This is a genomic window from Microbacterium sp. (genome assembly GCF_041909575.1).
GTDB lineage: Bacteria > Actinomycetota > Actinomycetes > Actinomycetales > Microbacteriaceae > Microbacterium.
In genome coordinates, this window is the sequence record NZ_JAYRDE010000020.1 from 1 (window position 1) to 11,067 (window position 11,067).

Consider the following 11,067-nt stretch of genomic DNA (forward strand, 5'->3'; position numbering starts at 1 on the left):
CGACAAGGTCGAGGCACTGGATGCCGGAGCCGACGACTACGTCACGAAGCCGTTCCAGATCGACGAGCTGCTCGCGCGGCTGCGCGCGCTGTCCCGTCGCAGCACGGCGAGCGCGAACGAGCCGGTGGTGTCGTTCGGCGACGTCAGCGTGGATCTCGCGGCCAAGCTCGTGACGCGCGGCGGCGCACCCGTGCACCTCACGCCGACGGAATGGCGCATCCTCGAGTTCCTCGCCCGCAACGCGGGCGCCCTGGTGACGCGCCAGGCCCTGCTCAAGGACATCTGGGGCACCGAGCAGGTCACCGACACCGGGTACCTGCGCCTGTACCTCTCGCAGCTGCGCAAGAAGCTCGAGGCAGATCCCGCCCGCCCGCGTCATCTGCTGACCGAGGCCGGCATGGGCTACCGACTGGTACTCGACCCCGCCTGACCGGCGCTTGAGTCCGCGCCAGGCGCCGTGCGCTCGTCGGCTCATTCGCGCGAAGTCGGCTCACCCGCACGCCCGACGGCGCTCATCCGAGCCGACGAGCGCGGCCGAGCCGACGGACCCGCCGAGCCGACGGAGAGCGGATGCCGCGGCATCCGCTCTCCCGCAGGCTCAGCCGAGACCCTGGCGCTCCTCGTCGGTGGCGGCGTCATCCCCGGCCACCGGCCGGCGCGACAGGCCGACCGAACCGCCGGACGCCGCACCCGTCAGAGCTGCGTGCACGGCGACGGACTCGTCGACGTCGGGGTACTGCGGGCGCAGCTGCACGGCGTGCTGGCGCGTCTTCTCGCGCTTGGCCTTGCGGGCCGAGTACGCGAGGTTCAGGGCCTCGACGAAGATCGCGAACGCCATGGGGCCGTAGATGAAGGCCTTGTCGATCTTGATGTCGAAGCCCTCGGCGACGAGGAACACGCCGATGAGCAGCAGGAACGACAGCGCCAGCATCTTCACGGTGGGGTGCTTGTTGACGAAGGCGAAGATGTAGCGCGACGCGAACAGCATGATGCCGAACGACAGCACGACCACCGTGATGATCACGATGAGGCTCTCGGTCATGCCGACGGCGGTGATGACCGAGTCGAGCGAGAACACCAGGTCGAGCAGCAGGATCTGCACCAGCACCGAGCCGAAGGTGATCGTCTTGCGGCCGACCCCGCCGTGCTCCTCCTCGGCGCCCTCGAGCTTGTGGTGGATCTCGGTGACGGCCTTGTACACGAGGAAGAGTCCACCCGCGATGAGGATGAGGTCCTTCCACGAGAAGCCCATCTCGCCGATGAAGAACACATCCTCCTTCAGCGTGATGATCCAGCCGGCGAACAGCACGAGGATCACGCGCATCACCATGGCGAGCGTCAGGCCGAGATTGCGCGCCCGGGCCTGCTGCTCCTTGGGGAGTTTCGAGGCGAGGATCGAGATGAAGATCACGTTGTCGACGCCGAGCACGATCTCGAGCACGAACAGCGTGAGGAAGACGGCGACCAGGTCGGGGGTGAATTCGAGGGAGAAGTCCACGAAGCCATCGTAGGCGCCAGCCAGCGGCATCCATCGATCGCCGCCGACATCGCCCCGTCCGGCGGGCGGAGCGCACCGCCGTGCGGCAGGATGATCACGCGCCCCCGCCCCGGCGGGGAGACAGGAGTCGGTCCGGTCATGAGCACGGTGCTCTGGTACACCCTCCCGATCGCGGTGGCGATCGCGCTGAGCGTGTTCCCCATCGTCGCGGTGCTCGTGCTGCTCCTCGAACCCGAGCCCATGCGGCGCAGCGTGGCCTTCGCCGTCGGCTGGGCGGCGGGCCTGCTCGTGCTGGTCACCGTCTTCACGATCAGCGCGAAGCTGACGCCGCATGAGCGGCGCACGCCCTTCCCGCCGTGGGCGCACGTCGCGGAGATCGTGATCGGCATCGTCCTGGTCGTGATGGCGCTCCTCGTGGGCAGGCGGGCCGGTCGCTCCGCTCCGGCCGGCGTGACGGAGCTCTCCGGGCTGGCGAGCGGGATGACCACGCCGCGCGCCTTCGCATTCGGCCTCATGATGAACGTCCGGCCGAAGAACATCGTGCTGACGCTCGCCGCGGGGCTCGCCATCGGTGCCGCCTCGCTCGAGTTCGTCGCGAGCACGATGATCGTCGTGATCGTCACGGTGGTCGGCGCCTCGACCGTCGTCGGACTGGTCGTCGTCTACGCCGTCGGCAAGAGCCGGGTGCGGCCGAGCCTGGATCGCCTGCACCGGTACCTCGTCGACCACGCGGCGACGGTCCTGCGCCTCCTCGGTGCCCTGATCGGCGTCGCGCTCATCGTCATCGGGACGGTGCAGCTGACGAGCGGATGAGCCGCCTCCCTCCCACCCCAGGATGTGCGCCGCCTCCGAGTGCCCGGTGAACCACCCGTGCATACCGTACGGGCCATACGCACCCGCGTAGTGTGAGCCCTAGCGATCGGCATCCGCCTGTGGCTCCGCGTCGACCAGGCGGTCGGCATCCGACCAGAGCAGGTGCATCATCGCCACCATCACTCCCGTCGCTCCGACCGAGGCCCGCCTGGGTGCGGTACGCCAGACGTATGCCGGGGCCGAGACGTTCCCGCCCGTCGCCCGTGCGTACACCGAGGTGTCGCAGGTCGTCCGCGAGACCGGACTCCTGCAGCGCGCACGCTGGTTCTACGCCATCGTCGGCGTGGCCCTCGCCCTCGCGTTCGGAGGCGCCATCACCGGGTTCATCCTGCTCGGCGACACCTGGTATCAGCTCCTCATCGCGGGTGCGCTCGGCATCCTGTTCACCCAGGTGGCCTTCCTCGCCCACGAGGCGGCGCATCGCCAGATCCTCGTGTCGGGCCCCGCGAACGACCGCCTCGGCCGCTTCCTCGCGGCCGGCGTCGTGGGCATCAGCCTCTCCTGGTGGAACAATAAGCACAACCGCCACCACGCCAACCCGAACCGGGTGGGCAAGGACCCCGATATCGAGGTCGACACCATCCGATTCCTCGAAGAGGATGCCGCGAAGGTGAGCCGCCTCGGCGCGCTGATCACCCGCAAGCAGGGGTGGCTGTTCTTCCCCCTTCTCACCCTCGAGGGCGCCAACCTCCACGCGCTGGGCCTCAAGCATCTGTTCTCGCGCGGCGAGGTCAAGGGCCGCTGGATCGAGCTCGGCCTCATCGCGATGCGCTTCTCGCTCTACCTCACGCCGATCTTCCTGTTCCTGCCCGTCGGCATGGCCTTCGCCTTCCTGGGCGTGCAGCTCGCCGTCTTCGGCGTCTACATGGGGGCGTCCTTCGCCCCGAACCACAAGGGGATGCCGATCATCGCCGCCGACGCGAAGCTCGACTTCTTCTCGAAGCAGGTGCGGACCTCGCGCAACATCCGCGGCGGCTGGTGGGCGACGACGCTCATGGGCGGCCTGAACTACCAGGTCGAGCACCACCTGTTCCCGAGCATGGCCCGCCCCTACCTCGCCAAGACCCGCGAGATCGTGATGGAGCAGTGCCGCACCCGGGGCGTGCCCTACACCGAGACCAGCCTGATCCAGTCCTACGGCATCGTCATCGCCTATCTGAACCGCGTCGGCCTCGCCGCCCGCGACCCGTTCGACTGCCCGATGGTGAACCGGTTCCGTCAGGCCTGACCCTCCGCCGTCCGTCTGGGCGGCGAAACTCCAGACCTCGCGGCTACGCCAGTACGTCGCGGAGCCGCTCGGCGAAGCCGTCGGGATCGCCCGCGAAACCCGGCTGCGACGTGAAGCCGCCGTGGTGGCTCGGGAAGTCGGTGACCGGCCGGCCGATCGCGGCGGCGACGGCGCGCGCGCCGCGCGCGGCCATCTCGTCCCTCGACTCGACCCCCGCCGCGATCACCACGCGGTCGCCGAGCGCACGCAGGCGATCCACGTCCACGCGGTAGTCGATCAGCGCCGGCATGTTCCGGAACAGCGGATTCGTGCGGGTGCCGTCGTCGTCCGCCGGCATCCCGAACATCGCCGGATCCGGCGCGGGGCGATCCAGGTAATCCGCGGGCAGGGGCCCGTCGAACATGACGAGCGAGATGAACTTCGCCATCGCGGGCCCGTCACCCTCCTGCGCGTAGGTGCGCTTCAGGTCGGCGATGACCGCGAGCACGATGTCGGCATCCGGAAGGCCCTCCGCGAGGGGAGGCTCGTGGACGACCGCGCGCCGCACGTCGTCGGGGTGGGAAGCGAGCAGCGCGAGCAGGTTGACGGCTCCGCCGCTGCTGCCGAACGCATCGACCGGGCCGATGTCCACCGCCGCGACGACCCGGTGCAGGTCCTCCGCGTGCTGCTGCGCCGTGATGTCGGAGGTGCCGACGGGGTTCCGGCCGGCGCCGCGGGGGTCATAGGTGATGACGGGCCGGTCGGCGAACCGCTCGGCGAGCAGCTGAAGCCCGGTCGCGTCCATCGGAGCCGCGAAGAGGAACAGCGGCGGGCGATCCGCGCTCGCTCCCCGAAGGTCGCCGTGGACGTCGTAGGTGATCGCGTCGGCGCCGTCGCCCACGACGTGCGTGGTGACCGTCCGCTCTGCGGTGTTGTCGCTCATCGCTTCTCTCCGTCGTCAGACCGTCGCGAGCGTCAGACCGTCGCGAGCACGCCCTCGAGGCGGGCGTAGCTGGCTTCCATGCCGTCGGTCATGCCGGTGGCGAGGACCATGTCGCGCGTCTCCTTGTCGGGGTACTCGATGAGGAGCGTGATGAGAGTGACGCCGTCCTCCTCCTCGAGGTTGAGGTCGTTCAGCGTCGACGGGAAGTCGGTGCCGGTCATGTGCTCGGTCGTGACGGCACGGCGCGGGGCCTCGGCCAGCACGGTCTCGCCGTCGAAGCCGAACTTCTCGCCCTCGCCGCCCTCGACGGGCTCCCACTCGTAGCGGTAGCGACCGCCGACCGCCGGGTCGACCTCGCACACCGACATGCGCCACCCGTCGGGTCCGAGCATCCACTTCTCCAGCAGCTCGGGCTCCTGGTGCGCGCGCCAGACCAGGTCGATCGGGCCCTCGATCAGGCGGGTGATCCGTACGTGCGTGTCGTCGAGGATCTCGGTCTGCGTGCCCTTGCCGGCGGCGTACTCCCGCAGGCCGGCGAGCACCCGGTCGAGCTGGTTGATCGCCATGGTCGAGCCTTCGACGGCGCCGAAGGCGACGACCTGCTCGAGCGCGTCGGCGGACGCGAAGTAGGTCGTGTTGACCAGGCGCGACCCGGTCTCGGCGGGCTCGAACGAGAAGACGACGCGCATGACGGGCATGCCGTCCAGCGGCGCGCCGTCCTCGTTGGCGAAGTTGTCGAGGACGGTGAAGCTCTGCGGCCCGGCGATCTCGAGGAACTCCCACGAGCCGTACGACTTCTCACCCTGCGGGCTCGTCATGAAGTACACGGCGCGCCCCCCGACCTCGAAGTCGAATGTGGGGAAGGTCGCCGGCCAGCCCGGAGGGCCCCAGAAGCGCTCGAGCTGGCGCGGGTTGGTGAAGGCGTCCCAGAGCCGCTCGACGGGTGCGTCGAACTCCGCGGTGAGCGTCATCGTGAGGGCTTCGGGGTCGGTCGTGACATCGGTGACGGGCATCTCATGCTCCTTGGGTGTCGGTGTTGTCGGTGTCGGTGGAATCTGTTCCGGCCACGCCGCCGGCCGGCTCAGCCAGCAGCGCGTCGAGGCGGTCGATGCGCGCTCGCCACAGTTCCTCGTAGCGCGCGAGCAGTGCGCGGGCCCGGGCGATCATCGCCGGGTCCGCTCGGACGAGCCGCTCGCGGCCTTCGGCCCGCTTGACGATGAGCCCGGCCTCTTCGAGCACGGCGACGTGCTTCTGCACCGCGGCGAACGACATGTCGTAGTCGCGGGCCAGCGCCGAGACGGAGTGCTCCGCCTCAATGGCACGACGCAGGATGTCGCGCCGCGTGGCCGCCGCCAGAGCGTGGAACACACGGTCGATCTCGTCATCGCTCAACTCGTTTCGTACAACCATTTGGTTGTAGATTACGACGGGATGCCGCGGGCGTCAACCCCCGTGTCAACCGGCCTGCGCCGTGGTCAGAGCGTGTGCCACATCTCGAAGGTCAGCTCCGCCGCCTTCTCGGCGTCACCGGCGATGAGCAGCTCGATCAGCTGCTCATGTCGCGCGAGGGCGGCCTGCCCGTCCTGGGCGAAGCGGGCGCGCTCAGCGCGGCGCACCACCGGACCGAAGAGGTCGAGCACCGTTGCGACCGCGTCGCTGGCGAGCAGCGCCACCGGAATGGCGTGGAACTCGTCGTCCGCGTCCAGTGCCGCGCCGACATCCTCTGCATTCAGCGCCTCGGCGAATCGGCGGTTCGCCGCCTTCATCCGCTCCACATCGGCGGCCGCGAGGTTCCCCGCCGCCTCCCTCGCCGCCAGCACGTGCATCGCGGCCACGACGTCGCGGGCATCGCGAACGGCCTTCGGGTCGATGTCGCTCACCGTCGTCGACCGGCCCGGCTTGGCGACCACCAGTCCGCTCGCGCCCAGACGCAGCAGCGCTTCGCGCACCGGCGTCCGGCTCACCCCGAGCCACTCGGCGAGATCCGCGTCCTTCAACTGCTCGCCCGGGAGGAACGTGCCGTCGACGATCGCGTCCCGCAGGCGGCGGAAGACGTCGTCCCGCAGCAGCGATCGGTCCACGCCAGGGGCCTTCTGGGGAATCGGCATTCAATATATTGCCCACACTCGCACGGGCGGCCGCAACGCAACTCGCCGTTGTCGATTCAGCTCGCATGCAATATATTGCGTATCGCAGGTGTTGTACCCCTCATCAACCGCCCGGCTCAGCGCAGCCGATCTGGAAAGGGAAGAGTCATGACAACCACCGAAACGATCAAGAACGTCGTCCTCGTGCACGGGGCCTTCGCGGACGGGTCCGGCTGGCGCCGGGTCTACGACCTGCTCACCGCACGCGGGTACCGGGTCTCGATCGTGCAGAACCCGCTCACCTCGCTGGAGGCCGACGTGGCCGCGACGACCCGGGTCCTCGACCTCCTGGACGGCCCGGCCATCCTCGTCGGCCACTCCTGGGGCGGCACCGTGATCACCGAGGCCGGCGTGCACCCCAAGGTCGCCGGACTCGTCTACGTGTCCGCTCTCGCGCCCGACGCCGGTGAGACCACCGCGCAGCAGTACGAGGGATTCGCGCCGACCCCCGAGTTCGTGATCGATATCGGCGACGACGGATACGGCTACCTGAACCGCGACGCCTTCCACGCCGGGTTCGCCGCCGACGTCAGCGACGCCGATGCCGCCTTCATGGCAGACAGCCAGGTCCCCGTCCACATGGCCGTCTTCGGCACCGTCGTCAGCGCCGCCGCGTGGCGCGACAAGCCGAGCTGGGCCGTCATCGCCACCGAGGACAAGGCGTTCGACCAGGCGATGCTGCAGCACTGGGCCGGCCGCAGGGGCGCCGACATCACCGACGTGCCCGGCAGCCATGCGCTGTTCATCACGCAGGCCGAGACCGTCGCCGACGTGATCGTCACCGCCTCCCGCAACAGCGGCCGCTGAGGCCGCCCCACCCGCCGGGGCCGGCTCGCCGTGCAGACGCGAGCCGTCCCCGCGGCACAACTAGACTGGGCAGGTCCGGCGTCCCTCGAATTCCTGGAGCTGAGCCGCGTGACCACCCCCTCCCCGAAGGCCCTGGCCGACACCGTCTCGAACGCCGAGGCCACGCCCGAGAAGGCGCAGCCGTACGCGGCTCTCGGTCTCAAGCCCGACGAGTACGCGAAGATCCGCGAGATCCTCGGCCGCCGCCCCACGTCGGGCGAGCTGGCGATGTACTCCGTCATGTGGTCGGAGCACTGCTCCTACAAGTCGAGCAAGATCTACCTCCGCAAGTTCGGCGAGAAGGTCTCCGACCAGATGAAGGAACGGCTCATGGTCGGCATGGGCCAGAACGCCGGCGTCGTCGACATCGGCGAGGGCTGGGCGGTCACCTTCAAGGTGGAGTCGCACAACCACCCGAGCTACATCGAGCCCTTCCAGGGCGCCGCAACCGGCGTGGGCGGCATCGTCCGCGACATCATCTCGATGGGCGCGCGCCCGGTCGCCGTCATGGACCAGCTGCGCTTCGGCGCCATCGACAACCCCGACACCGCCCGCGTCGTGCACGGCGTCGTGAGCGGCATCTCGTTCTACGGCAACTGCCTCGGCCTGCCCAACATCGGCGGCGAGACCGTGTTCGACGCGGTCTACCAGGGCAACCCCCTCGTCAACGCCCTCGCGGTCGGCGTCCTGCGCCACGAGGACCTCAAGCTCGCCAACGCGACCGGCGCCGGCAACAAGGTCGTGCTGTTCGGCGCCCGCACCGGCGGCGACGGCATCGGCGGAGCATCCATCCTCGCCTCCGACACGTTCGCCGACGGCGGCCCGACCAAGCGCCCCGCGGTGCAGGTGGGCGACCCGTTCGCCGAGAAGGTGCTCATCGAGTGCTGCCTCGAGCTGTACCGCGACGAGCTCGTCGAGGCGATCCAGGACCTCGGCGCCGCCGGGATCTCGTGCGCGACGAGCGAGCTCGCGGCCAACGGCGGCTCCGGCATGCGCGTCGACCTCGAGAACGTGCTGCTGCGCGACCCCACGCTCACGCCCGAGGAGATCCTCATGAGCGAGAGCCAGGAGCGCATGATGGCGATCGTGGCTCCCGAGAAGCTCGACGCCTTCCTCGCCGTGGTCGGCAAGTGGGATGTCGAGACCAGCGTGCTGGGCGAAGTCACCGGCGACGGGCGCCTGCAGATCTTCTGGCACGGCGAGGAGATCGTGAACGTCGATCCGTCCACGGTCGCCGTCGACGGCCCGGTCTACGAGCGTCCGGTCGCCTACCCGACCTGGATCGACGCGCTGCGCGACGACTCGGCCGCCGCGCTCCCCCGCGACGTCGACCCCGACACGCTGCGCCGCCAGTTCACCCAGCTCGTCGCGAGCCCGAACCTCGCCGACACGTCGTGGGTCACCAACCAGTACGACTACTACGTCATGGGCAACACCGCCCTGTCCTTCCCCGACGACGCCGGCATGATCCGCGTGGACGAGCAGTCCGGCCTCGGCTTCGCGATCGCCACGGACTGCAACGGCCGGTTCTGCCAGCTCGACCCCTACCAGGGCGCGAAGCTGGCCCTCGCCGAGGCCTACCGCAACGTCGCCGTCACCGGCGCGGTGCCGACCGCGGTGACCGACTGCCTCAACTTCGGCTCCCCCGAGAACCCCGAGGTGATGTGGCAGTTCTCGCAGGCCGTGGACGGCCTGTCGGACGGATGCCTCGAGCTCGGCGTCCCCGTCACGGGCGGCAACGTCTCGTTCTACAACCAGACCGGCGACCAGCCGATCTTCCCGACGCCGGTCGTCGGCGTGCTCGGGATCATCGACGACGTCGCGCGCCGCATCCCGTCGGGCTGGCAGGACGCGGGCGAGAACATCTACCTGCTGGGCGTCACGTCCACCGAGCTCAGCGGCTCGCAGTGGGCGGGCACGATCCACGGCCACCTCGGCGGTCGCCCGCCGGCCGTCGACCTGGCGCAGGAGAAGAGGCTCGCCGAGCTCCTCCACGCGGCGTCGCAGCAGTCGCTGGTGTCATCGGCGCACGACCTGTCCTCGGGCGGCCTCGCGCAGGCCCTCGCCGAGAGCGTGATGCGGTTCGGCGTGGGCGCGCGCGTGTGGCTGAACGAGATCCAGGAGCGCGACGGGGTGGATGCCGCGACCGCCCTGTTCTCGGAGTCCACCGGCCGCGTGATCGTGTCGGTCCCCCGCGAGGACGACGTCAAGTTCCGCGGGCTGTGCGACGGGCGCGGCTACCCGGTGCTGCGCATCGGGGTGACCGATTCCGCCGCCGACGGCGACGAGCCGGCGCTCGAGGTGCAGGGACTGTTCACCGTCTCGCTCGCCGAGCTGCGCGACCTGTCGACCTCGACGCTGCCCGACGCCTTCGGCCCGATCATCACCGAGCACACCGCCTGAGGTGGTGTGGGGCGCACGTGGTCCGTTGGGGCGCACATCGTGCGCCCCACCGGACGGGGAGCGCCCCGAACCCGAGAGCTAGGATGTGAAGCATGGCGGCGGAGGACGACGAGTACAGCGGTTTCAACGACACCCGGCAGAAGCGGGTCAAGGTGATCGCGTGGGTGACGATCGTCTCCCTCATCCTCGTCGGCGGCGGCGCCACGGTCTTCGCGCTCCTCTTCGGCTGAACGTTCGCCGCGACCCCGTGGCTGCGCCCGGTGCCGGGGCTACCATGACAGGGTGGAGCCGATCCTCCTGATCATAGGGAGCTGGTGGTGGGTCGCTCCGGCCACCGTTGCGGCCGGAGCCGGCGCGTACGGCGCCCTGACCACCGGCCGCCGCCGCGCGCGACGGCTCGAACTCGACGCCGCTCGTCACGAGGAGAGCCAGGCGTATCGCACTCTCGTGGCGGCTAAAGCGCAGGTGCGCACCGCCCAGGCCGACGTCCTCGCCGCGCGTGCGCGCTCGGGCGTCTCGGCGGTGCCGATCCCGGCCAAGCGCGCGCTGCAGTCCGCCCGCGAGGCCGAGAAGGCCGCGTCGTACGCACTGCGGGCGAGCCGTGCGCGCGTGAAGGCGTCGTATGCCGAGTACCGCGCGCAGTCCTCGACCGAGCCGCTGCCGATCGAGCGCCTCTACGCCGCCCACGACGCCGTGAACGCCCGCTGGCTGTCGTACGAGACCGACATCGACAAGGCACTGGCCTATCCGGCGGTGACCGACCCCCGGCATCCGGCGACCGTCGCCTTCCTCCGCGCGCAGCGCGAGGCGCAGTGGGTGCGCCCCACCCCCGGAACCCGCGTCGCTCCCGCGCAGTTCGTGGCGTACCGCACGGCCGTCGCCGACCTCGATGCGGCCTTGATCGAAGCCGAGCGGCGGGCCGGTGTGCCCGGCGCACCGCGGGTCTCGCAGGGTGGCGTCGCGGGGGTGCTCGGCTCGGTGGCCGACGCCATCGACGCAGCCATCCCCGTGATCGAGGGACTGCGCTCGGCCATCGTGCTTCCGCGCCGGTTCACCCCCAAGCCGCCGGACTCTGCTCCCCGCTGACGGGTGCCGGCTCCTCGCGAGAGGCGCGGCCGACACCAGGCGCCGCCCGACGGTTAGCATGACA

Annotated in this window: 12 protein-coding genes; 7 read left to right on the top strand and 5 right to left on the bottom strand. The window is 70.1% G+C overall.

What is annotated here, in order from left to right:
• On the top strand, window positions 1-430 hold a 430-nt coding region (locus tag ACE3O1_RS04820), incomplete at its 5' end, for a winged helix-turn-helix domain-containing protein (RefSeq protein ID WP_374312988.1).
• A 168-nt stretch (window positions 431-598) separates the two neighbouring features.
• On the opposite strand, the gene ACE3O1_RS04825 is transcribed toward ACE3O1_RS04820, so the two are convergent.
• Entirely contained in the window at window positions 599-1,498 is a 900-nt protein-coding gene (locus tag ACE3O1_RS04825) for a TerC family protein (RefSeq protein WP_374312990.1), read from the bottom strand.
• A gap of 138 nt (window positions 1,499-1,636) precedes the next feature.
• Here ACE3O1_RS04825 and ACE3O1_RS04830 point away from each other — a divergent pair, with 138 nt between their 5' ends.
• Both ACE3O1_RS04830 and ACE3O1_RS04835 read left to right on the top strand, forming a co-directional pair.
• Window positions 1,637-2,311 (top strand): GAP family protein, encoded by a 675-nt coding sequence (locus ACE3O1_RS04830; protein WP_374312992.1) that lies wholly within the window; start codon window positions 1,637-1,639, stop codon window positions 2,309-2,311.
• A gap of 169 nt (window positions 2,312-2,480) precedes the next feature.
• On the top strand, window positions 2,481-3,599 hold the full coding sequence (locus ACE3O1_RS04835) for a fatty acid desaturase (RefSeq protein WP_374313055.1): 1,119 nt from the start codon (window positions 2,481-2,483) through the stop codon (window positions 3,597-3,599).
• A 43-nt stretch (window positions 3,600-3,642) separates the two neighbouring features.
• On the opposite strand, the gene ACE3O1_RS04840 is transcribed toward ACE3O1_RS04835, so the two are convergent.
• From ACE3O1_RS04840 to ACE3O1_RS04855, 4 genes are all read right to left on the bottom strand, one after another.
• Window positions 3,643-4,521, bottom strand: a complete 879-nt coding sequence (locus ACE3O1_RS04840) for an alpha/beta hydrolase (RefSeq protein ID WP_374312994.1) — start codon at window positions 4,519-4,521, stop codon at window positions 3,643-3,645.
• 32 nt (window positions 4,522-4,553) lie between these two features.
• Entirely contained in the window at window positions 4,554-5,534 is a 981-nt protein-coding gene (locus ACE3O1_RS04845; RefSeq protein ID WP_374312996.1) for an SRPBCC domain-containing protein, read from the bottom strand.
• A gap of 1 nt (window position 5,535) precedes the next feature.
• Entirely contained in the window at window positions 5,536-5,931 is a 396-nt protein-coding gene (locus tag ACE3O1_RS04850; protein WP_374312998.1) for an ArsR/SmtB family transcription factor, read from the bottom strand.
• Between the two features lie 65 nt (window positions 5,932-5,996).
• The gene (locus ACE3O1_RS04855) at window positions 5,997-6,602 is read right to left on the bottom strand and encodes a GntR family transcriptional regulator (protein ID WP_374313000.1); all 606 of its coding nucleotides are present in this window, start codon (window positions 6,600-6,602) and stop codon (window positions 5,997-5,999) included.
• 174 nt (window positions 6,603-6,776) lie between these two features.
• Between ACE3O1_RS04855 and ACE3O1_RS04860 the strand changes: the two genes are divergently transcribed.
• From ACE3O1_RS04860 to ACE3O1_RS04875, 4 genes are all read left to right on the top strand, one after another.
• On the top strand, window positions 6,777-7,475 hold the full coding sequence (locus tag ACE3O1_RS04860; RefSeq protein ID WP_374313002.1) for an alpha/beta fold hydrolase: 699 nt from the start codon (window positions 6,777-6,779) through the stop codon (window positions 7,473-7,475).
• 108 nt (window positions 7,476-7,583) lie between these two features.
• Window positions 7,584-9,917, top strand: a complete 2,334-nt coding sequence (gene purL, locus ACE3O1_RS04865; protein WP_374313004.1) for a phosphoribosylformylglycinamidine synthase subunit PurL — start codon at window positions 7,584-7,586, stop codon at window positions 9,915-9,917.
• Between the two features lie 92 nt (window positions 9,918-10,009).
• Window positions 10,010-10,147: a hypothetical protein gene (locus ACE3O1_RS04870; RefSeq protein ID WP_374313006.1), complete on the top strand. Its 138-nt coding sequence runs from the start codon at window positions 10,010-10,012 to the stop codon at window positions 10,145-10,147.
• A gap of 52 nt (window positions 10,148-10,199) precedes the next feature.
• Window positions 10,200-11,003 (top strand): hypothetical protein, encoded by an 804-nt coding sequence (locus tag ACE3O1_RS04875; protein WP_374313008.1) that lies wholly within the window; start codon window positions 10,200-10,202, stop codon window positions 11,001-11,003.
• The last annotated feature ends 64 nt before the right edge of the window (window positions 11,004-11,067 follow it).

Coding starts and splice junctions, on each gene's coding strand:
- ACE3O1_RS04830 (WP_374312992.1), top strand. CDS start 1,637: ATGAGCACGGTGCTCTGGTACACCCTCCCGATCGCGGTGGCGATCGCG.
- ACE3O1_RS04840 (WP_374312994.1), bottom strand. CDS start 4,521: ATGAGCGACAACACCGCAGAGCGGACGGTCACCACGCACGTCGTGGGC.
- ACE3O1_RS04845 (WP_374312996.1), bottom strand. CDS start 5,534: ATGCCCGTCACCGATGTCACGACCGACCCCGAAGCCCTCACGATGACG.
- ACE3O1_RS04850 (WP_374312998.1), bottom strand. CDS start 5,931: ATGGTTGTACGAAACGAGTTGAGCGATGACGAGATCGACCGTGTGTTC.
- ACE3O1_RS04860 (WP_374313002.1), top strand. CDS start 6,777: ATGACAACCACCGAAACGATCAAGAACGTCGTCCTCGTGCACGGGGCC.
- ACE3O1_RS04870 (WP_374313006.1), top strand. CDS start 10,010: ATGGCGGCGGAGGACGACGAGTACAGCGGTTTCAACGACACCCGGCAG.